Source organism: Streptomyces sp. NPDC001770 (assembly GCF_053596135.1).
The window spans coordinates 161,950-184,200 of record NZ_JBSFFN010000015.1; the positions used below are offsets into that span (position 1 = coordinate 161,950).

The following is a 22,251-nucleotide window of genomic DNA, read 5'->3' on the forward strand; positions in this document are numbered from 1 at the left end:
GGTGACCGAGGACTCCGCGCCACCATCGGTGACCGAGGACTCCGCGCCACCGTCCGTGACCGAGGACTCCGCGCCACCATCGGTGACCGAGGACTCCGCGCCACCGTCCGTGACCGAGGACTCCGCGCCACCATCGGTGACCGAGGACTCGTTGCCCGTACCGCCGTCGTCGACGCCGCCCGGGCCCTCTTCCTGGCCCTCGACGCCGATGGAAGGCGCCTGCTCGGGTGCGAAAGCCTGAGCCGCACCCGCGGCGGTCAGGGAAGCGCCGGCGGCGATGATCGCGCCGGCCGCTATGCGCGCGATACGTACGCGCGTCTTCTTCGTCATCTGCTGCTACCCCCAGTAGCCGATCTCGTCGATGGAGCAGCACTGTGCGGGACCCGGCTCTGCGGGGTTCGCTCCGAACCGGGCCGCGTACTCCGCGGTCATCCGGTCCGCCCCCACTCCCACCCGTCCCAGTCAACGCATGCTGCTCCAGCACCCTGACCAGAGTTAAGGATTACGTCAAGAGCGTTCCGGGCGATTGGTGACACGGTGGGGCTTCTGACGGTTATTCACTCCCCCGACTGTGACGCAATCACTACGCCCCCGCCCCGCACCACACGCCCCGGCCCCCGGCCCGCGCGCGCCCCGGGTACGCGGAAGGGCCCGGGCGGAGGATTCCGCCCGGGCCCAACTGCCGTACGCGTACGGTTACTTCTCGCCCTGCTTCCGCCAGCGGATGCCCGCCTCGATGAAGCCGTCGATCTCACCGTTGAAGACCGCTTCGGGGTTGCCCATCTCGAACTCCGTACGCAGGTCCTTGACCATCTGGTACGGGTGCAGGACGTACGAACGCATCTGGTTGCCCCAGGAGTTGCCGCCGTCGCCCTTGAGCGCGTTCATCCGCGCCTGCTCCTCCTGGCGGCGCCGCTCCAGCAGCTTGGCCTGGAGGACGTTCATCGCGGACGCCTTGTTCTGGATCTGCGAGCGCTCGTTCTGGCAGGAGACGACGATGCCGGTCGGCAGGTGGGTCAGTCGCACCGCGGAGTCGGTGGTGTTGACGCCCTGGCCACCGGGGCCCGAGGAGCGGTACACGTCCACGCGCAGCTCGGACTCGTCGATCTCGATGTGGTCGGTCTGCTCGACCACGGGCAGCACCTCGACGCCCGCGAAGGACGTCTGGCGGCGGCCCTGGTTGTCGAAGGGCGAGATCCGGACGAGCCGGTGGGTGCCCTGCTCGACGGAGAGCGTGCCGTAGGCGTACGGGACCTCGATCGCGAAGGTGGTCGACTTGATGCCGGCCTCTTCGGCGTACGCCGTCTCGTAGACCTCGGTCTTGTAGTTGTGCCGCTCGGCCCAGCGCAGGTACATGCGCTGGAGCTTCTCGGCGAAGTCCGCGGCGTCGACGCCACCCGCCTCGGCCCGGATGGTTACCAGGGCCTCACGGGCGTCGTACTCGCCGGACAGGAGGGTGCGGACCTCCATCTCGTCGAGCGCCTTGCGGACCGATTCCAGCTCGGTCTCGGCCTCGGCGAGGGTGTCCGCGTCGCCCTCGTCCTGGGCGAGCTCGAAGAGCACCGCGAGGTCGTCGATGCGACCGCGCAGCGTCTCGGTCTTGCGGACCTCGGCCTGGAGGTGGGAAAGCTTGCTGGTGATCTTCTGGGCCGCCTCCGGGTCGTCCCAGAGGGACGGCGCCGCCGCCTGCTCCTCGAGCACGGCGATGTCCGCCCTCAGGGAGTCCAGGTCCAGCACGGCCTCGATCGACCCCATGGTGGACGAGAGGGACTTCAGCTCTTCGGAAATATCGACGACTGCCACGGGTCCAGCGTAACGGCTGGACGGGTGAAGCTCGCCCTCCCCCGGCTTCCGGGGCCGTATGCCCTGCTCCGGCCCATGCTCCGGCACCTGGACCGGTTCCTGCCCCGGCCCCTGTTCCGTCCGCCCGCTCCGCCCGCCGCGGAGGGCGGAGCGGGCGGTGCGGGGCGGCCCGGGCCGGCGGCCGGATCTCAGGGCGTGTCGGGGGCGGAGCTGCCGCTGTCCTGCGGGGTGGCGCCGGCGTCGTCGCCACCGGTGGCCAGCCAGCCGCCCACCGCGACCGCCGCGACGAGCACCACGGTGGCCGCGCCCAGGGTGAGGCGGCGCTTGCGGACGGTGGCGGACTTGTTCCGGGCCGAGCCGGGGCGCGGGCCGGGGGCCCGGGGGGCGCGGGCGGTGCCGAGGGGGCCGCCGGCCAGCTCGTCCGGGCCGGGCACCCGCATGCTGGTGTGGGTGTCCCGGTTGGAGTCGGGCGACGCGCCCGGGACCAGCGGTACGGCGCCCCGGCGGCGCGGCTCCTCGTCGGCGGGGGTGTACTGCTGCTCGTCGTAGGCCGGACGCAGTTCCGTTTCTTCTTCGCCGGGTTCGTCCACCTCCAGTGGTCCGATGCCCGCCAGCAGAGGCAGCAGCTCCCGCAGCCGGCCGCCCAGCTCGCCGGCGCGCAGCCGGGAGGCCGGGGCCTTGGCCAGGCACTGGACGAGCAGTTGCCACAGTTCCTCGGGGATGCCGGGGAGCGGGACGACGGTCTCCGTGACGTGCCGGCGCAGCACCGCGCCCGGGTGACCGCCGCCGAACGGCGTGAACCCGGCGAGCAGCTCGTAGAGGACGGTCGCGAGGGCGTAGATGTCGACGGCGGCGCGCGGCGGGAGCCCCTCGACGATCTCGGGGGCCAGGTAGTCCGGCGTGCCGATGATCCGGGTGGTGCGGGTGCGCAGCGGGGTGTCGATCAGCTTGGCGACGCCGAAGTCGGTGAGGAGTGCGGGGTGCGAGCCGCCGGGGCCGAGCGGGCCCTCCATGTCGAGCAGGATGTTCTCCGGCTTGACGTCCCGGTGGACCACTCCGGCAGCGTGCGCGGCGGCGAGTCCGTCGGCCACGTCCGCGACGATCGCGACGGCGGCCTCGGGGGCGAGGCGGCGCTCGCGGTCGAGCCGGGTGCGCAGGTCGGTGCCGCGCACCAGGCGCATGACCAGGGCGAGGTCGTTGCCGTCGACGACGAGGTCGTGGACGGCCACGACGTGCGGGTGGTCGAGCCCGAGCAGCGCGGTGCGTTCCTGTACGAAGCGGCCCACGAGCTCCTGGTCGGACGCGAGGTCCTCGCGGAGGAGTTTGATGGCGACGGGCCCTTCGGGCCCTTCGCCGAGCCACACCGTTCCGGCGCTGCCGCGCCCCAGGATCTGGTGGGCGGTGTACCGGCTGCCGATATTCCGTGCCAAGACTGCTCCCTCAGCGGCTGGCGGTGAACCCCGGTCGACAAAGTTACGCGGCGACCGGGGGGTTGCGTGCCCCGGACGGTGCCAACCTTCCCCTCCAGGGGCGAAATGCGGCGGTTAGGACCCCGAAGGAGTCGACAAAGGTACAGAGTTGATGCGGTGCGGAGACGCGGCCGAGACGGTGCGGAGACCTGCGGGAACGGTACGGGGACGTACCGGGACCAGGACCGGCGGGTCCGGGACGCCTCAAGCGGGCGTCGCGGCCCCGCCGGTACGGCGCGTACGGCGGGGCCGCCGGGCGCGTACGGCTGCCGGTGGCGCGGCGCGCCGGGTCAGGCGCTGCCGCCGCCGAGGCCGGAGACCCAGTCCGACACCGAGCCGATCGCGTCGCCGATCGCCTCCCAGTACCCCTTGCCCTGGTCGACCCAGTCCTGAAGCGGCGTCAACTCCCAGATGAGCCAGCCCGCGACGATGAGCAGCACCACGGTGAAGAGGCAGCCCTTGAGGCAGCCGAGCCCGGGGATCTTCATCGGGTTGGCGCTGCGCTGCCGGGGCTGGCGCGGTTCACGCGGGGCCGGTGCCTGCGGCTGCTGCTGCTGCGGGGGTGCGTACTGCTGGCGCTGGGGCTGCTGCTGCGGGGCGTACTGCTGGGGCGCGTACCCCTGCTGCGGCTGCTGCTGCGGGTAGTCCTGTCGCTGGGGCTGCTGCTGGTAGCGCTGCGGCTGTTGCTGCTGCGGCGGGTACTGCTGGTGCTGGGGGCGCTGCTGGGGCTGCTGCCGCTGCGGGGGCTGCTGCGGCGGCTGCTGGCGCTGGGGACGGCGGCGCAGCGGGTCGTCGGACGGGTCCAAGTACTGGACCTGGGTCTGCTCGTTGCGGTCGCGCGCGGCCTGGAGCTGGGACTGCCAGGGGTGCGCGGGGTCCGGCTGCGACGGCCCGTCCGGGCGCTGCGGCACCGGCGGCAGCACGGCGGTGGGGTCGGCCGCGCCGCCCGGGCCGCCGGGGAACTGCCCGTGCTGGAGGACGCTGGTGGCGGCGTTCGGGTCGTATCCGCCCGCACCGAAGGAGCCTCCGGAGGAGTTCGGCAGCACCTGCGTCGGGTCGGCGGCGCCGGGCGTCTCCGGTACCGGCGCGGGCGCCGGGTCCGGGGCGAGCAGCGCGCCGACACCGTCGGCGGCGGCGATCTGGCTGGAGTTGGCGTGCACGCCGATGCCCGCGGCGACGGTACGGAGCGCCCGGGCCAGGTTCTCGGCGCTGGGCCGCCGGTCGGGGTCCTTGCTCAGGCAGCGCTCGATGACCGTCCACAGGGGTTCGGGGACGGTGGAGGGGCGGCGGGGCTCCTCGCTGAGGTGGCGGTGGAGCACCTCCAGCGCGGTCCCTCCGGCGAACGGCGGGCGGCCGGTGACCAGCTCGTACAGCAGGATTCCGGCGCCGTAGATGTCCACGGCGGAGGTCTGCGGGCGGCCCTCGGCGGACTCGGGGGCCACGTACGCGGGCGTGCCGACGAACTCGTGGGTGCGGGTCAGCCCCGGGGAGTCGGCGAGCCGGGCGATGCCGAAGTCGGTGAGCATCGGGCGCATGTGGCCGTCGCGCTCGTCGAGCAGGACGTTGGCGGGCTTCAGGTCGCGGTGGACGACCCCGTCGGCGTGGCTGGCGGCGAGCGCGTCGGCGATCTGCGCGGTGAGCAGGGAGGCGGCGACCGGGGTCAGCGGGCCGTTCTCGCGGAGGTAGCGGTGCAGGTCGGGACCGTCGACCAGGTCCATGACCAGGGCGAGGAGATCCCCTTCGACCACCAGGTCACGGGTGCGCACGATGTTCTCGTGGGTGAGCCGGAGCAGCACGGAGCGCTCCCGCAGGAACCGCATCACCACATCGGCGTCGTTGGCGAGCTCCTCCTTGAGGACCTTGATCGCCACGGTCTCCCCGGGCTGCCCCGCGACGGCCGCCTCGGCCCCCGCGGTCTCCCGCTGGCGGGCTCGCCAGACGGTGCCCGTGGCGCCGCGTCCGAGGGGCTCTTCGAGCAGGTACTTGCTGCCTACGGGCCGCACGTCATGCGCTCCCTGCTGGTCGTGGTGACGGTGGTGGGTGATGGCCCGCGCTACCGGGGCCGCCCCGGATGTTCCGGCCCACTCTAATGGTGCCGAACCGGCCGCCGAGGGGTCGCGAACGGGCTGTGTTCGCGCCGTGACCCGTCGGTTTCCGGCCATTTCCCGGTGGGCCTCGGTGGCTGCCGGAACCGTCACGCGTTCTCACCGGGGAGGACGCCGACGGGGGAGGACCGGTTGCCCTCCGTGTCCGCGTACCCCTGCCCGCTACCCCGCTCCGGTAAGCGGAGTGTCCGAACCCGGGCCAAGCAGGCGCTTTTGCGCCCACACCCGACCAATCAAGATCACTTATGCATGACCCGTGGGCGTGTTGCCGGTGGCAGGTGCGAGGATGCCTCCAGCACGGAACTGCGGGAGCGGCAGCCCTGCGGTACGTGACGACCCGTACCGGACGACGCGTCCGCGCCGGGTGGGGGGCATCACAGGGAGGTCCCCTGCCGGGCAACCCGCAGAAGGGACCGCTGACGGCGATGCAGATCCGGCTGACCGTCCTCGCGCCGCGCTCCGGCCACGCACCGGCGCGCGCGTGCGACGTCCTGCTCACGGCCCCGGCGGGCACGGCGCTCGCCGCCGTCGCCTCGGCCCTCGCCTCGGCGGTCCAGGGCCCCGAGGGGTCCCTGGGCGGCGGCGCGGTGATCCTCTTCGCCGGGCGGGAGCGGCTGGACTCCCAGCGCCTCTCCCTCGGCGAGCCGCCGCTGGTCGACGGCGCGGTGCTCTCCCTCCACGCCCCCGGCGAGGACGAACCGTCCACCGACGACGCCGTCCCGGCCCGGCTGCACGTGGTCGCCGGACCCGACGCGGGCGGTGTCCACCTGCTGCACGGCGGGCAGATCCGGATCGGCCGCTCCGCCGACGCGGACGTACCGCTCGACGACCCCGACGTCTCCCGGCTGCACTGCTCGGTCACCGTCTCCGGCGACGGCCGGGTCACCGTGGCCGACCTCGGCTCCACCAACGGCACCTCGCTGGACGGCGCCGAAATCGGCACCCGGCCGGTCCCGCTGTCGGCGGGCTCCCTGCTGCGGCTCGGCGAGTCCACCCTCCGCCTCACCACCGGCCCCCGCCCCCCGGCGCTGGCCACCGCCCCCGACGGCGAGGGCCATCTGCGGGTGGCCAGGCCCGAGCCCGGCGCGACCGGGAACGACGGCCCGGACCCGGCCCACGGGCACGGTGCGTACGCCGAGGAGACCCGGCCCTCGGGCCATGACTCGCCGTACCGCCAGGAGACCTCCGGCCCGTCCTCCCGTCCCGGCGCGGAGCAGCCGCGCCGCGGCGGCATAGGGGCCTGGGCCCGCAGGCTGGCAGGCGGGCGCGCCGACCACGACTCCGCGGACGCCGGGGACGCCCCCGCCCCCCGGTCCGCCCCGGGGCACACGGGGTTCCTCGCCCCCTCCGCCCCGGCCGGCACCTGGCCGGACCCGGCGGCGGTGCTGCTGACCGCGCTCGGCCCGGGCCCCCGGCTCTGGGAGCGCGAGCCGGGCCACCCGGAGGCGCTGGCGGTCCGGCTCGGCACGACCGACCGGGCCGATCTGCCCTCGGTGCCGGTGACGGTCGGGCTGCGCGAGGCCGGTTCGCTCGGGCTCGCCGGGCCGTGGGAGCGCCTCACCGGGCTGGCCCGCTCGGTGATCGCGCAGCTCGCCGCCCTGCACTCCCCCACCGACCTGGAGATCGTGCTCATCAGCACGGACCGCAACCGCACGGCGGACGAGCGGCGCGGCGCCTGGTCCTGGCTGGGGTGGCTGCCGCATCTGCGGCCGATGCGCGGCCAGGACTGCCGGCTGCTCCTCGCGTACGACCGCGAGCAGGCGGTGGCCCGGACGGACGAGCTGGTCCGCCGGCTGGACGAGGGCCCGCTCGGCCCCGGCTGGCCGCATGCCGGTCGCGACGCGGTGGCCGAGGCCGCCGGGGCGTGGACCGGTCCGTACACCGTGGTGGTCGTCGACGGCGACCCCGGGACGGCCGCGCTGCGGGAGACCACCGCGCGGCTCGCGGGCGCCGGTTCGGCGGCCGGAATCCATCTGATCTGCCTGGCGGAGACTCCGCCCGCCTCGCCGACCTCCCCGGTCGCCGCGACCTACGAGGCCGCCTGCCACGCCTCCCTCGCCTTCCGCGAGTGCGGGGCGGTCGCCCTGCTGAGCGGGGACGTCGCGACGGCGCTCCGGCTGCTGCGCACGGCGGGCGGCCAGGTCGCGGGGCACGGCACGGTGGCGACCGTGGACGCGGTGTCGCCGGCCTGGGCGGAACGCTTCGGCCGGGCGCTGGCACCGCTGCGGGACGAGGGCCCGGGGGCGGCGGCGGACCTCGCGAAGACCGCCGCGCTGCCGCCCACCTCCCGGCTCCTGGACGAACTGGGCCTGGCCCGGGCCACCCCGGCGTCGCTGATGGCGCGCTGGGCGTCGACGGCCGAACGCCAGCCCGGCGCCTCGGCCCGGCCGGCCCCCACCCCGTCGCCGGGGCGGCTGCGCGACCCCCAGGACACCCCGGGCCCCGGCCGCACCCTCAGCACCGGCCCGCTCCGTACCGCCCCGCTGGTCGGCGGCCAGCGCACCGAATCACCCGACTCCGGCCGCACCCCGTACCCGTCCCGTACCGACTCCGGGCGCACCCCCAACCCCGGTGCCGGTGACTCCCGTACCGACTCCGGGCGCACCCCGTACCCCGGTGCCACGGCGCGCGGTACGGGCGACACGCCGTACCCCGCTCCCGGGTCGCGTACCGGCTCCGAGCGGACCCCGTATCCGGCGTCGGCGTCCGCCGCACCGGACGGGGGCGGCGAGGGGGCCGGCGGGATGGCCGGGCGGCCGGTGGTGGTGCTGGGGGCCGGGCCCCGGGGGCCGGTGAGCGTGGATCTCGCCGACGAGGGGCCGCACCTGCTGATCGAGGGCCCGGCGGGCAGCGGGCGCACCGAACTGCTGCGGGCGGTCGCGGCCTCGCTCGCCTCGGCCGCCCGTCCCGACCGGCTCGGCATCCTGCTGGTGGACGGGGCCGGGACGGGCGGGGAGAACGGCGAGCCCGGCGAGGGGTTGCGCCCCTGCACCGAGCTGCCGCACGTCTTCTCGTACCTGTCGGCCTCCGACCCGGTCCGGATGCGGGAGTTCGCGCGGGCGCTCGGCGGTGAGCTGAAGCGCCGTGCGGAGTTGCTCGGCGGGCTGGACTTCACCGAGTGGCACACCCGGCACGAGGTCGCGCAGCGGCTCGTCGGCCAGCGGCCGCCGAGCCCCTCGGAGCAGCGCGGAGACTCCGACGCAGCCTCCTCCTCGTCCACCACGGGCACGCTGCGGCTGCGGGCGGCCGCCCGGGCTGTGGACCCGGGGCCGTCGCCGCTGCCCCGGCTGGTGGTGCTCGCCGACGACTTCGACGCGCTGGTCGCCCCCGCGCTCGGCAGTCCGGGGCGGCCGGCCGCCGGGTCGGTGGTGCGGGCACTGGAGGCGGTGGCCCGGGACGGCGGGAGGCTCGGGGTGCACCTGGTGGCGTCCTCGGGGCGCCCGGAGCGCACCGAGGACACCGAGCTGGCGCGGGGCGCCCGGCTCCGGATCGTGCTGGACCCGCCGGTGCTGCCGCCCTCGCCGGACGAACCGGCGCCGGGGCGCGGCCGGCTGGGGCATCCGGACGGGCGGGTCACCCCGTTCCAGGGCGGCCGGGTGACCGGGCGCATCCCGCGCACGGCGACCCTGCGTCCGACGGTGGTGCCGCTGGAGTGGGAGCGGATGGGTGATCCGCCGACCCGCCGTCCGGTCCGCGAACTGGGCAACGGGCCGACCGACCTGGCGCTCCTCGCCAGTGCGCTGGAGCGCGCGGCGCGCTCGGTGAACGCCGAGCGGCTGCCTCCGCTGCCGCCCGTCTCCTCATGACTCCGTCGCTGTGATTCCCGGCGTTTCCCGGCGGGCGGAGATGTCCTCCTGACCCCTGTCCGCCGGGTGCGCGATTCCTCCTGAAACGACGTCACGAGCAGGTCACGATCGTCCGCCCGGCCCCCACGGCGGTATTGCGGGCGCTCCGCGCCCCGGCGTAGGACTGTGCCCACGGACGGCGCGGCACTCGCACAGGGGCGTGCGGACGCGTCGCCGGGAAACGGGGCAGTCATGCACAGAACCCGACAACTGAGCCGGGCGGCAACGCTGTTCGCCGCGATAGGCGCGCTGGCGCTGACCGGCTGCTCGGGCGGCTCGGACGACGGCGAGGACGGCAAGGGCACCGGGGGCGCCACGGCGGGCGCGAGCGAATCGCCCGCGTCGAGCGTGTCGTTACCCCGCCTGGACGGTGAGCAGATCTCCGTGGCGGCCGTGTGGACGGGCGCGGAGCAGCAGAACTTCGTCAAGGTCCTGGACGAGTTCGAGAAGCGGACGGGAGCGAAGGTCACCTTCGTCCCCGCACAGGACCCCATCGTCAACTTCCTCGGTACGAAGATCGCGGGCGGTCAGCCGCCGGACGTGGCGATGATCCCGCAGGTGGGCGCGATCCAGCAGGCCGTGGCGAAGAAGTGGGCCAAGCCCGTCGGCAACGAGGCGCGGGCCCAGCTCGGCCAGAACTACGCGCAGGTCTGGCAGGACCTCGGAGCCGTGGACGGCACCCAGTACGGCGTCTACTACAAGGCCGCCAACAAGTCGCTGGTCTGGTACAACGCCAGGACCTTCGAGAACGCGGGCGCGGCCGAGCCGAAGACCTGGAAGGACTTCCTCACCACCGCCGAGACGGTGTCGGCCTCCGGGATCACTCCGGTGTCGGTCGGCGGGGCGGACGGCTGGACCCTCACCGACTGGTTCGAGAACGTCTACCTCTCCCAGGCGGGCCCGGAGAAGTACGACCAGCTGGCGAAGCACGGGATCAAGTGGACGGACCCGTCCGTGAAGGACGCGCTCACCACCCTCGCCCAGCTCTTCGGCAAGCCGGAGCTGATCGCGGGCGGCGCGTCCGGGGCGCTCCAGACCGAGTTCCCGGCGTCGGTGACGCAGACCTTCACCGGCGGGGACCAGCCGAAGGCCTCGATGGTCTTCGAGGGCGACTTCGTCTCCGTCAACATCGCGGAGACCGACGCGAAGATCGGTACGGACGCCAAGGTGTTCCCGTTCCCGGCGGTCGGCGCGGACTCCCCGGTGGTGACCGGCGGGGACGCGGCGGTGGCGCTGAAGGACTCCAAGGGTGCCCAGGCGCTGCTGACCTTCCTGGCGTCCACGGACGCGGCGAAGATCTCGGCCGGGGCGGGCGGGTTCCTCTCGCCGAACAAGTCCCTGGACCCGGCGGTGTACCCGAACGAGGTGCAGCGCACCATGGCCCAGGCGCTGATCGCGGCCGGCGACGACGTCAGGTTCGACATGTCGGACCAGGCGCCGCAGTCCTTCGGCGGCACGCCCGGCAAGGGCGAGTGGAAGATCCTCCAGGACTTCCTGAAGAACCCGAAGGACATCGCGGGGACCCAGCGGGCGCTGGAGTCCGCCGCCGCCGAGGCCTACAAGAGCTGACGCGGTGACGACAGCGACGACGGGGGGCGCCGGTGCGGTGCCCCCCGTCCACCCGGGTCCCCCCGTCCGTACCCGTACCGGCCGCCCCTCCCGGCGGCCCGGCCGAGGTGTCACCGGCACCCGCAGAGCCGTCGCGGTGGCCTTCCTGCTGCCCGCGCTGGTGCTGCTCGGTGCGCTGGTGGTCTATCCGATCGCCTACTCCGTCTACCGTTCGTTCCTCGACCAGGCGGGCACCGGCTTCGCCGGGCTCGACAACTACCGGAAGCTCTTCACGGACGACTCGATCCGTACGGCGGTCAGGAACAACCTGATCTGGGTGGTCCTCGCGCCCACCGTCTCCACCGCGCTCGGACTGATCTTCGCGGTGCTGACCGAACGCATCCGCTGGGGCACGGCGTTCAAGCTGATCGTCTTCATGCCGATGGCGATCTCCATGCTGGCCGCCGGGATCATCTTCCGGCTGGTCTACGACGAGGCCCCGGAGCGCGGGGTCGCCAACGCGGTCTGGGTGGGCGTGCACGACACCTTCGCGCGGTCCGCCGGGTTCCCGAAGGCGCATCCGCTGCCGGTGCACCCGCTGAAGGCGGGCGGCGGCGGGTCGTTCGTCACGAAGGCGACGGTGCGGGCGGGCGTCCCGGTGCTGCTGCCGCTGGTCGGGGTCGTACCGGAGAAGATGCCGCACGACGCGGAGCCGGCGCGCACCCCGGCGCCGGACGGCGACCGGATCACCGGCACCGCCTGGCTGGACTTCACCAAGGGCGGCGGCGGGAAGCCCAACACGGTCGATGCCGAGGAACTGGGCCTCAAGGGCATCGAGGTGGAGGCGGTGAAGGACGGCGAGGTCGTCGCCACCACCACGGCCGGCACGGACGGGTCCTTCTCGCTGCCCGCCGCCGCCGAGGGCGCGGTGCTGAGGCTGCCGGCCGGCAACTTCCGCGAGCCGTACAACGGGGTCTCCTGGCTCGGCCCGGACCTGGTCACCCCCGGGATCATCGGCAGTTACGTCTGGATGTGGGCGGGCTTCGCGATGGTGCTGATCGCGGCGGGCCTCGCCGGCCTCCCCCGCGAACTCCTGGAGGCGGCACGGGTCGACGGGGCGAACGAGTGGCAGGTCTTCCGCCGGATCACCGTGCCGATGCTGGCACCGGTCCTCGCGGTGGTGCTGGTCACGCTCATGATCAACGTACTGAAGGTCTTCGACCTGATCTTCATCATCGCGCCGGGCTCCTCCCAGGACGACGCCAACGTCCTCGCCCTCCAGCTGTACCGCTCCTCCTTCGGTACGGACGCGGACCTGGGGGTCGGCAGTGCCATCGCCGTCCTCCTGCTGCTGCTGGTGATCCCGGTGATGGCCTTCAACATCCGGCGGATACGGAAGGAGGGGCGCCGATGACGGCCGCGTCCACCACCACGGCCGGGGCGGCCCGCCCCTCGCTCGCGGCACGGATCGCCGCACGGGCGGGCGGCGGGGTGATGCGGGTCTTCCTCGTCCTGGTCGCCCTGTTCTGGCTGATGCCGACGATCGGGCTGCTGCTCTCCTCGCTGCGGGACGGCAAGGACATCGCGGCGAGCGGCTGGTGGCAGGTCTTCACCACCCCCTCCCAGCTGACCCTCGACAACTACCAGCACCTGCTCTCCGACTCGGCGATCACCGGCTCGCTGCTCTCCACCGTGATGATCACCGTGCCGTCCACCGTCCTGGTGGTGGTGATCGGCTCGTTCGCCGGCTACGCCTTCGCCTGGATGGACTTCCCCGGCCGCGACTGGTGGTTCCTGCTGGTCGTGGGGCTGCTGGTGGTGCCGGTACAGGTCGCCCTGATCCCGGTCTCCAAGCTCTTCGGCACCCTGGGGATCTTCGAGACCACCCTCGGCGTGGTCCTCTTCCACACGGCCTTCGGCCTGCCGTTCGCGATCTTCCTGCTGCGGAACTTCTTCGCGGAGATCCCCCGCGAGCTGCTGGAGGCCGCCCGGCTCGACGGGGCGGGCGAGATCCGGCTCTTCACCCGGGTCGTGATGCCGCTCGGCGGCCCCGCCATCGCCTCACTCGGAATCTTCCAGTTCCTCTGGGTCTGGAACGACATGCTGGTCGCGCTGATCTTCGCGGACGCGGACTCCCCGCCGATCACCGTGGCACTCCAGCAGCAGGTACGCCAGTTCGGCAACAACATCGACGTACTGGCACCGGGGGCGTTCGTGTCGATGGTGATCCCGCTGGCGGTGTTCTTCGCCTTCCAGCGGCAGTTCGTCTCGGGGGTGATGGCGGGGGCGGTGAAGTGAGCGGCTCTCCAGTGGCGGGAAACGTCCGTCCGATCAGATACCAAGCCGGCATCATCCGCGTATGGCCATGACACTCCGCCTCCCTGACGACCTCGACGCCAAACCCACCGACCGAGCCCGCCGCGAGGGCCGCAGCAAGCAGGAACTCGCCATCGAGGCCATCCGCGAAGCCCAGAACCGGGCAGAGCCGAAGGTGGACGACGTCCTGGCCGAGCTGATGGAGAGTGACGCCGAGATCCTGGACTACCTGAGGTGACCGAGGTCGCGCAGGACCACCTGGGCGTGCCGGTCGTCGCCACACGCCTGTCGGAGTGGTTCCCCCTCTCCTGACACCGCGAGGACCCGGGCGCAACGTCGCGCGCCCGGGTCCTCGTACGTTCGCGCCTGCTACGCCCCCGGGTGCTTGAGCGCGGCGACCGTGGAGGCTGCGAGGTCGTCGAGGTATCCCTTGGGCAGGCCGCCGCGGACCACCACGAGCCGCCAATACAGCGGTCCCACGATCAGGTCCAGCGCACGGTCGGGGTCGCTGCCCTCCGGCAGTTCGCCCCGGGCCACCGCCGCCCGGACGACGACGGCGGCGACGCCCTGCTGGGGGTCGAGGAGGGCCGCCTTGATCGTGTCGGCGATCTCCGGGTTCCGGGCCGCCTCGACGAGCAGGTCCGGGATCACCTGGGAGGCGACGGGGTGGCGGAGCGCGTACGAGGCGAGTCCGAGGACCGCCCGTACGTCCCCGTACAGCGATCCGGTGTCGGGGGTCGGCATGCCCTGTTCGGCGACGGCGGCCACCAGGTCGAGCACCAGGTGCAGTTTGGACTTCCAGCGCCGGTAGACGGCGGTCTTGCCGACGCCCGCGCGGCGCGCGATGCCCTCCATCGACATCCGGGCGAAGCCCACCGCGGCCAGCTCCTCGAAGACGGCCCCGCGGATCGCGTCGGTCACGTCCTCACGCAGCACGGCGGCGCCCGCCGGGGTGCGGCGCCGGGGTCCGGGTTCGGTGCTCATGCTGTGAATGATATCCGTAACGACGAAACGGTTGCGTCCCGACGCCCATACGATTTACGCTCAGCGTGGCGACGAAACGGTCCCGTCCCATCGTTCGCTCGCGGTTGCCCCGCAGTTCAACGCCTGTTCCCCCGCTTCGAAGCCTGTTCCGTTCCAGGCTCCGACCGCCTGTTCCCAGCCTCCGTCGAAAGCGATCGTGGTGAGCCAGACAGCAGCTCCGCCGACCCCAGGGCCGGCCGAAACCGATCCCGCCGCCCTCGCCCCGGTCTACGCCCCGGGCGAGCTGGCGGCGCTCGCCGCCCGCCACGGCCTCACCGTCAGCGGCGCCCGCCCCTCCCTCGCGTCGTACATCGCCCAGCTCTGGGGGCGCAGGCACTTCATCGTGGCCTTCGCCACCGCCAAGCTGACCGCGCAGTACAGCCAGGCGAAGCTCGGCCAGATCTGGCAGATCATGACGCCGCTGCTCAACGCGGCGGTGTACTACTTCATCTTCGGCATCCTGATGGGCACCAAGCGCGGGGTCCCCGACTTCGTGCCGTTCCTCGTCACGGGCGTCTTCATCTGGACGTTCACCTCCAGTTCGATCACCGCGGGCACCCGTGCGATCAGCGGCAACATCGGGCTGGTGCGCGCCCTGCACTTCCCGCGCGCCTCGCTGCCGGTCGCGCTCGCCCTCCAGCAGCTCCAGCAGCTGCTGTTCTCGCTCGCCGCGCTCGTCGTGATCCTGTTCGTCTTCGGGGAGTTCCCCAGCCCCAGCTGGGTGCTCGCCGTCCCCGCGCTCTTCCTCCAGGCGCTCTTCAACACGGGCGTCTCGATGTTCGTGGCGCGGCTCACCGCGAAGACCCCGGACATCGCCCAGCTGATGCCGTTCCTGCTGCGCACCTGGATGTACGCGTCCGGCGTGATGTGGAGCCTGGACTCCCTCCTCACCGCTGACCGGGTCCCGCACTGGGTCATCGTCGCGCTCGACTGCAACCCGGCGGCCGTCTACATCGACCTGATGCGGTTCGCCCTGATCGAGAGCTTCACCGCCGACCAACTGCCTCCGCACGTATGGGCGGTGGCCGCCGCGTGGGCGCTGGTCTGCGGCATCGGCGGCTTCGTGTTCTTCTGGAAGGCCGAAGAGAGGTACGGACGTGGCTGACACGACCGAGGAGCGGGAGCCCACCGTCGTCGTCGACGACGTGCACATCACCTACAAGGTCAACGGCACCAAGGGCGGCCGGGGCAGCGCGACCTCCGCGCTCAGCCGGATCGTCACCCGCCGTGAGAGCCCGGGCGTGCGCGAGGTGCACGCCGTGAAGGGCGTCAGCTTCGCCGCGTACAAGGGGGAGGCGATCGGCCTCATCGGCTCGAACGGCTCCGGCAAGTCCACTCTGCTCAAGGCGATCGCCGGGCTGCTCCCGGCGACGAAGGGCAAGGTCCACACGCAGGGCCAGCCCTCGCTGCTCGGTGTGAACGCGGCGCTGATGAGCGACCTCACCGGCGAGCGGAACGTCGTGCTGGGCGGCCTCGCGATGGGCATGTCCCGTCAGGAGATCCGCGAGCGGTACGACGACATCGTCTCCTTCTCCGGCATCAACGAGAAGGGCGACTTCATCACGCTGCCGATGCGGACGTACTCCTCCGGCATGGGCGCCCGGCTGCGGTTCTCCATCGCGGCGGCCAAGAGCCACGACGTGCTGCTGATCGACGAGGCGCTCTCCACCGGAGACGCCAAGTTCCAGAACCGGAGCAAGGACCGGATCAAGGAGCTCCGCAAGGAGGCCGGCACGGTCTTCCTGGTCAGCCACAGCAACCGGTCGATCCTGGAGACCTGCGACCGGGCGATCTGGCTGGAGGCGGGCGTCCTGCGGATGGACGGCCCGGCGGAGGACGTCGTCGCCGCGTACGAGCGGTTCACGAAGAAGTAGGAGTACGAGCGGTTCGCGTGCGGAGCCGTACGCCCCCGCACGCGGGCGCACGAAGGGGGGCTCCGGGCTTTTACGGCCCGGAGCCCCCTCTCTCATGTCACCGCGCGCACGCGGTCAGGCGTGCGTGCGCAGCAGCGTCCGCATGGTCCGCATCGCGACCGACAGGTTCGCCAGGTCGAAGGCGTCGGAGCTCTGGATCTCCTCCAGGGTGGAGCGCGACCGGGAGAGGATCGCCGCGTTCTTCTCCTCCCACGCCGTGAACCGCTCCTCCGGCGCGGCACCCTCGGCCCCCACGGCCAGGACGTCGGCGGTGAGCGCCGCATGGGCCGCGTACAGGTCCTCGCGGATGGAGGCACGGGCCATCGACTGCCAGCGGTCGGCGCGCGGCAGCTCGATGATCCGGTCCATCAGCGCGGTGATCCGCAGCCGGTCCGCGAGGTCGTAGTAGACCTCGGCGACGGCGAGCGGGTCCTTGCCCGTACGGTCCGCGATGGCCACGATGTCGAGCGCCGGGAACGCCGAGGAGAACCCGGCGACGCGCTGTGCCAGCTCCTCCGGCACGTCGGCCGAGGTCAGCTCGTCCAGGATCTGCTGGTACCACTCCTGGTCGGTGCCCCGCAGCAGCTTGGGCATCGCGGCCCAGACCTCGGCGACCCGGTCCTCGAAGAAGGCGACGGTGGCCTCGATGTCCACCGGCTGCGGGCGGTTGCCGAGCAGCCAGCGGGTGCCGCGCTCCACCAGCCGGCGGGAGTGCAGCCTGATGCGGGTCTGCACCCCGGCACCGACCTGGTTGTCGAGCGCCTCCACGGCGTCCCAGACCTGGTTCAGGCCGAAGATCTCGCGGGCCGCGGCCTGCGCCCGCACGATCTCCTCCACCGAGGCCCCGGTCTCCTCGCGGAACCGGTGCAGGAAGGTCGAACCGCCGGTGTTCACGGTGTCGTTGACCAGCACCGTGGTGATGATCTCGCGGCGCAGCGCGTGGCCGTCGATGGCCTCGGGGAAGCGTTCGCGCAGCTGCTTCGGGAAGTAGGCGTGCGCGAGGCGCTGGAGGTGCGGGTCGTCGGGGAGGCTGGTGCGGATCAGCTCGTCGGCGGCGGTGATCTTGGTGTAGGCGAGCAGCACGGCGAGTTCCGGCTGGCTCAGGCCCTTGCCGGCGGTGAGGAGTTCGCGGATCTGCCGGTCGGCGGGGAGGAACTCCAGCGCGCGGTCCAGCTCGCCCGCGGCCTCCAGCCGGCGCATCGAGCGCTGGTGGGCGTGGAGCAGGTCGGTGGCCTGGGCACCGGCGTTGGTGAGCGCGACGTTCTGCGCGTAGTTGTTGCGCAGCACGAGCGCGCCGACCTCGTCGGTCATCTCGGCGAGCAGCTTGTTGCGCTGCTTGACGGTCATGTCGCCGTCCCGGACCAGCCCGTTGAGCAGGATCTTGATGTTCACCTCGTGGTCGGAGGTGTCCACGCCCGCGCTGTTGTCGATCGCGTCGGTGTTGACCGAGCCGCCGGCCCGGGCGAACTCGATGCGGCCGAGCTGGGTGGCGCCGAGGTTGCCGCCCTCGCCGACGACCTTGGCCCGCAGGTCCTGGCCGTTGACCCGGATCGCGTCGTTGGCCTTGTCGCCGACGTCGGCGTCGGTCTCGGCGGAGGACTTGATGTAGGTGCCGATGCCGCCGTTCCACAGCAGGTCGACCGGGGCCCGCAGGATGGCCTTCATCAGATCGGCGGGGGTCATCTTGGTGACGCCCGCCTCGATGCCGAGGGCCTCGCGGACGTGTGCGTTGACCGGGATCGACTTCGCGGTGCGGGGGTGGACGCCGCCGCCCGGCGAGAGCAGCTTGGTGTCGTAGTCGGCCCAGGAGCTGCGGGGCAGTTCGAAGATCCGGCGCCGCTCGGCGTAGGAGACGGCGGCGTCCGGGGTCGGGTCGAGGAAGATGTGCCGGTGGTCGAAGGCGGCGACGAGCCGGATGTGCTCGGAGAGCAGCATGCCGTTGCCGAACACGTCGCCGGACATGTCGCCGACGCCGACGACGGTGAAGTCCTCGGTCTGCGTGTCGTGGCCCAGGGCGCGGAAGTGCCGCTTGACGGACTCCCAGGCGCCGCGCGCGGTGATGCCCATGCCCTTGTGGTCGTACCCGGCGGAGCCGCCGGAGGCGAAGGCGTCGCCGAGCCAGAAGTTGTACGCGACGGCGACCTCGTTGGCGATGTCGGAGAAGCTCGCGGTGCCCTTGTCGGCGGCGACGACGAGGTAGGTGTCGTCCTCGTCGTGGCGGACCACGCCGACGGGGGGCACGGTCTCGCCGGCCACCAGGTTGTCGGTGATGTCGAGCAGCGCCGAGACGAAGACGCGGTAGGCGGCGATGCCCTCGGCGAGCCAGGCATCGCGGTCGAGCGCCGGGTCCGGGAGCTGCTTGGCGACGAAGCCGCCCTTGGCGCCCACCGGCACGATCACGGTGTTCTTCACCATCTGTGCCTTGACCAGGCCGAGGACCTCGGTACGGAAGTCCTCGCGCCGGTCCGACCAGCGCAGCCCGCCGCGGGCGACCTTGCCGAAGCGCAGGTGGACGCCTTCGACGCGGGGCGAGTACACCCAGATCTCGAAGGCGGGGCGCGGGGCGGGCAGGTCGGGGATGGCCTGCGGGTCGAACTTCATCGAGACGTAGGCGTGCGGTTCGCCGTCGTCGGCGCGCTGGAAGAAGTTGGTCCGCAGGGTCGCCTTGATGACGGTGAGGAAGGAGCGCAGGATGCGGTCCTCGTCGAGCGAGGCCACCTGGTCGAGCGCGCCGTCGAGCTCTTCGAGGAGCCCGTCGGTCAGTTCCCGGCCGGCCTTCTGGCGGGCGGGCGACATCCGGGCCTCGAAGAGGGAGACCAGCAGCCGGGTGGTGTGGACGTTGTCGCGGAGGGTGTCCTCCATGTAGTCCTGGCTGAAGGTGGAGCCCGCCTGCCGCAGGTACTTCGCGTAGGCGCGGAGCACCATCGCCTGCCGCCAGTCGAGTCCGGCGCGCAGGACGAGGGAGTTGAAACCGTCGTTCTCGGCGGCGCCGGTCCAGACCGCGGCGAAGGCGTTCTGGAAACGGTCGCGGGCGTCGTCGGCGAGGTGGTCGCCGCCGCCCGCGGGCAGCCGCAGCCCGAAGTCGTAGATCCAGCCGGTGGTCCGGTCCGCGCAGCGCAGTTCGTACGGGCGCTCGTCGACGACCTCCACGCCCAGGCGCTGGAGCACCGGGAGGACGGCGGAGAGCGAGACGGGCTCGCCGGTCCGGTAGATCTTGAAGCGCCGCTCGCCGGGGAGCGCGCCGACCGGCTCGTAGAGGCTGAGCGCGAAGTCCTTCTCACCCGCCTTGAGGCGTTCGAGGTGGACCAGGTCGGCCACGGCGGCGCGCGGCGAGTGGTCGGCCTTGTAGCCCTCGGGGAAGGAGCGGGCGTAGCGGCGCAGCAGTTCGGCGGCGCGTTCCTCGCCGCATTCGGCGTTCAGTGCCTCCTGGAAGCCGTCCGCCCAGGAGCGGGCGGCCTCGACGAGGCGGGCCTCGATGTGCTCGGTGTCGGCGTCCGTGAGGTGGGGCAGTTCGGTGCCGGGGGCGACCCGGACGACGAAGTGCAGCCGGGACAGGATGGACTCGGTGTTCCAGGCGGTGAAGTCGACGCTGGTGCCGCCGAGTTCCTCCTTGAGGATGTCGATCAGCCGCAGCCGGACGCCGGTGGTGTAGCGGTCGCGCGGCAGGTAGACGAGGGCGGAGTAGTAGCGGCCGTACTCGTCCTGGCGCAGGTAGAGGCGGAGCCGGCGGCGTTCCTGGAGGTAGAGCACCGAGGTGACGATCGAGCGGAGCTGATCGGTCGGCGTCTGGAACATGTCGTCGCGCGGGTAGGTCTCCAGGATCTGGAGCAGGTCGCGGCCGTCGTGGCTGTTGTCCGAGAAGCCGGCGCCCTCGAGCACCTCGGCGACCTTGCGGCGGACGACCGGGACCCGGCGCACCGACTCGGTGTAGGCGGCGGACGAGAACAGGCCGAGGAAGCGGCGCTCGCCGACGACGTTGCCGTCGGCGTCGAACTTCTTCACGCCGACGTAGTCGAGGTAGCTCGGGCGGTGGACCGTGGAGCGGCTGTTCGCCTTGGTCAGGATGAGCAGCTTGTGCTCGCGGGCCTTGGCACGGGCGTCGGCGGGGAGCCGGTCGAAGGACGGGCTGACGGGGTGCGCCTCGTCCTCGTGGTGCTTCGGGTCGGAGCGCAGGATGCCGAGGCCGGTGCCGGGCACGGCGGCGAGCGAGTCGCCGTTCTTCAGCTCGTACTCGCGGTAGCCGAGGAAGGTGAAGTGGTCGGCGGCGAGCCAGCGCAGCAGCTCACCGGCCTCCTCGATCTCCTCGGTGGGGAGGTCGTCGGTCGGCTCGCTCTTGAGGCCGTCCGCGATGCGCAGCGCGGCGGCACGCATCTTGTCCCAGTCCTCGACGGTCTCGCGCACGTCGGACAGGACGCGCAGCAGGTCGGCGGTGATCTCCTTGAGGTCCTCGCGGTCCGTCTCGCGGTCGATCTCCACGTGGATCCAGGACTCGACGAGCACGTCGTGCGGGAGTGCCGCCCCGGCGGTGCCGGCGTCCTTGCGGCCCTTGCCCTGGGGGACCCGGGGGACGCCGGGGCCGTCGGTGAGGACCTCCAGCAGCTTGCCGGTGACGTCACGGCGCACCAGGACCTGGGGGTGGATGACCAGGTGGATGCTGCGGTTCTGGCGGGACAGCTCGTTGGTGACGGAGTCGACGAGGAACGGCATGTCGTCGGTGACGACCTCGACGACGGAGTGGCTGGAGGTCCAGCCGTTCTCCTCCACGGTCGGGGTGTGCACCCGGACGTTCGCGGTGCCCTGGGGTCGGTTCTCGGCCAGCCGGTAGTGCGAGGAGGCGGCGCCGAAGACGTCCACCGGGTCCCGGCCGTTCAGGTCCTCCGGGGCGGTGTGCAAGTAGTAGCGCTGGAGGTAGGAGAGGAGCATGTCCCGGCCGGACCGCTCGTCCCCGTCCGTACCGGCCGCGGCGACGCGCACCCGGGGGGTACCCCCCGGGCCGCCGGCACCACCGCCCGGGCTGTTGTCAGCTACCTCGGCGGCCCGTGCGAGCAGCTCGGCCTTGGCTTCGTCCAGCTTGGTCTGCATGTCCTCTGGCTCCTGTCGCGCGCCATTGCGTGACGTAGGTGACAAAAGCGGCACAACGCCACGACGCGGGGTATCCGGTCGTAGTCGACGCTATGCCGCGATGAGAGATACCCGGGACCAAATCGGCGATATTCAGCCGTGGGCCGGGGTGATGGCGATCACGGATCGCCCGGGTGCGGGTGCACTCCGGGACCGGGGCGGGGGCGTCCATGCCCCCGCGGCGTATCGCGCTGATCACGGGCCCAAGGCTATCCCGACCGGACGGGTGGCCGTCATGAACCGTATGTGTACAAACGAAGACCCTCGTTTTGGACACTTCGTCCTGCTCGCCACCGCTCGCCGCCCTCCCCCGGCGAAGGCGCTCGGCGAAGGCGCGCCCTCTTGGCGAACCCGTCCGTCCGGTGCAGGCTGGTCCCCGCCGTACGAGGCCGGGCCGCATGCCCGCACCCGGCCGACCCACCCACTCTGGGGGACCGCCCATGGCACCGAAGATCCTGCTCGTCACCGGCGACGCGGCCGAGTCGCTGGAAGTCCTCTACCCGTACCAGCGGCTGCGCGAGGAGGGGTACGAGGTCGACATCGCCGCCCCCGAACGCAAGACCCTGCGCTTCGTGGTCCACGACTTCGAGCCCGGCTTCGACACCTACACCGAGAAGCCCGGTTACACCTGGCCCGCCGACCTGGCGTTCGCCGACGTCGTGCCCGGCGACTACGCCGCCCTCGTGATCCCCGGCGGCCGGGCACCGGAGTACCTCCGCAACAACGCCGACCTGCGGAGGATCGTCGTCGCCTTCTTCGAGGACGCCCGGCCGGTCGCGCAGATCTGCCACGGCCCGCTGATCACCGCCACGACGGGGAGTCTCGACGGGCGCGAGGTGACCGCCTATCCGGCGCTGGAGCCGGACATGCGGACGGCCGGGGCCGCCTTCCAGGACAGCGAGGCGGTGGTCGACGGCACCCTGGTCTCCTCGCGCGCCTGGCCCGACCACTCGGCGTGGATGCGCGAGTTCCTCAAGGTGCTCCGCGCGAAGGCCCCGGTGGCCTGAGGCCCCTGCGCGGCCCGGGGGCGGGCCCGGCCGGATGGGCGGACACGCTGGACGTGGCCACCAAGGCCAACCCGAACGCCGAACTCCTCGTCTCCGGCGGC

Annotated in this window: 13 protein-coding genes and 1 pseudogene; 8 read left to right on the forward strand and 6 right to left on the reverse strand. The window is 72.5% G+C overall.

Annotation, left to right across the window (positions count from 1 at the left end):
- From ACWCSV_RS16305 to ACWCSV_RS16320, 4 genes and pseudogenes are all read right to left on the reverse strand, one after another.
- Positions 1 to 330: pseudogene (locus ACWCSV_RS16305) on the reverse strand (hypothetical protein); the annotation flags it as partial.
- A gap of 366 nt (positions 331 to 696) precedes the next feature.
- A complete protein-coding gene (prfB, locus tag ACWCSV_RS16310) occupies positions 697 to 1,803 on the reverse strand; it encodes a peptide chain release factor 2 (protein ID WP_327176069.1) in 1,107 nt (368 codons plus the stop codon).
- 188 nt (positions 1,804 to 1,991) lie between these two features.
- A complete protein-coding gene (locus ACWCSV_RS16315; RefSeq protein WP_451142634.1) occupies positions 1,992 to 3,233 on the reverse strand; it encodes a serine/threonine-protein kinase in 1,242 nt (413 codons plus the stop codon).
- A gap of 329 nt (positions 3,234 to 3,562) precedes the next feature.
- Positions 3,563 to 5,275, reverse strand: coding sequence for a serine/threonine-protein kinase (locus tag ACWCSV_RS16320; protein ID WP_451142636.1), 1,713 nt, complete (start codon positions 5,273 to 5,275; stop codon positions 3,563 to 3,565).
- Between the two features lie 527 nt (positions 5,276 to 5,802).
- On the opposite strand from ACWCSV_RS16320, the gene ACWCSV_RS16325 reads away from it, so the two are divergent.
- The 5 genes from ACWCSV_RS16325 to ACWCSV_RS16345 all read left to right on the forward strand — a co-directional run bounded on the left by ACWCSV_RS16325 (position 5,803) and on the right by ACWCSV_RS16345 (position 13,324).
- Entirely contained in the window at positions 5,803 to 9,183 is a 3,381-nt protein-coding gene (locus ACWCSV_RS16325) for an FHA domain-containing protein (protein ID WP_451142638.1), read from the forward strand.
- 231 nt (positions 9,184 to 9,414) lie between these two features.
- Positions 9,415 to 10,791 (forward strand): ABC transporter substrate-binding protein, encoded by a 1,377-nt coding sequence (locus ACWCSV_RS16330; RefSeq protein WP_451142640.1) that lies wholly within the window; start codon positions 9,415 to 9,417, stop codon positions 10,789 to 10,791.
- A gap of 4 nt (positions 10,792 to 10,795) precedes the next feature.
- On the forward strand, positions 10,796 to 12,184 hold the full coding sequence (locus ACWCSV_RS16335; RefSeq protein ID WP_451142642.1) for a carbohydrate ABC transporter permease: 1,389 nt from the start codon (positions 10,796 to 10,798) through the stop codon (positions 12,182 to 12,184).
- Positions 12,181 to 13,068 (forward strand): carbohydrate ABC transporter permease, encoded by an 888-nt coding sequence (locus ACWCSV_RS16340; RefSeq protein ID WP_451142644.1) that lies wholly within the window; start codon positions 12,181 to 12,183, stop codon positions 13,066 to 13,068. Before ACWCSV_RS16335 ends, ACWCSV_RS16340 begins: the two co-directional genes overlap by 4 nt.
- 61 nt (positions 13,069 to 13,129) lie before the next feature.
- The gene (locus ACWCSV_RS16345) at positions 13,130 to 13,324 is read left to right on the forward strand and encodes a ribbon-helix-helix protein, CopG family (RefSeq protein WP_451142646.1); all 195 of its coding nucleotides are present in this window, start codon (positions 13,130 to 13,132) and stop codon (positions 13,322 to 13,324) included.
- 131 nt (positions 13,325 to 13,455) lie between these two features.
- On the opposite strand, the gene ACWCSV_RS16350 is transcribed toward ACWCSV_RS16345, so the two are convergent.
- A complete protein-coding gene (locus ACWCSV_RS16350) occupies positions 13,456 to 14,070 on the reverse strand; it encodes a TetR/AcrR family transcriptional regulator (RefSeq protein WP_451142647.1) in 615 nt (204 codons plus the stop codon).
- Positions 14,071 to 14,266: 196 nt separating this feature from the next.
- On the opposite strand from ACWCSV_RS16350, the gene ACWCSV_RS16355 reads away from it, so the two are divergent.
- Both ACWCSV_RS16355 and ACWCSV_RS16360 read left to right on the forward strand, forming a co-directional pair.
- Entirely contained in the window at positions 14,267 to 15,214 is a 948-nt protein-coding gene (locus ACWCSV_RS16355; RefSeq protein ID WP_451142649.1) for an ABC transporter permease, read from the forward strand.
- A complete protein-coding gene (locus ACWCSV_RS16360; protein ID WP_327176079.1) occupies positions 15,207 to 15,983 on the forward strand; it encodes an ABC transporter ATP-binding protein in 777 nt (258 codons plus the stop codon). Before ACWCSV_RS16355 ends, ACWCSV_RS16360 begins: the two co-directional genes overlap by 8 nt.
- Positions 15,984 to 16,097: 114 nt before the next feature.
- On the opposite strand, the gene ACWCSV_RS16365 is transcribed toward ACWCSV_RS16360, so the two are convergent.
- Positions 16,098 to 21,104 (reverse strand): NAD-glutamate dehydrogenase, encoded by a 5,007-nt coding sequence (locus ACWCSV_RS16365; RefSeq protein ID WP_451142652.1) that lies wholly within the window; start codon positions 21,102 to 21,104, stop codon positions 16,098 to 16,100.
- Positions 21,105 to 21,583: 479 nt separating this feature from the next.
- On the opposite strand from ACWCSV_RS16365, the gene ACWCSV_RS16370 reads away from it, so the two are divergent.
- Positions 21,584 to 22,150, forward strand: a complete 567-nt coding sequence (locus tag ACWCSV_RS16370; RefSeq protein WP_451142654.1) for a DJ-1/PfpI family protein — start codon at positions 21,584 to 21,586, stop codon at positions 22,148 to 22,150.
- The last annotated feature ends 101 nt before the right edge of the window (positions 22,151 to 22,251 follow it).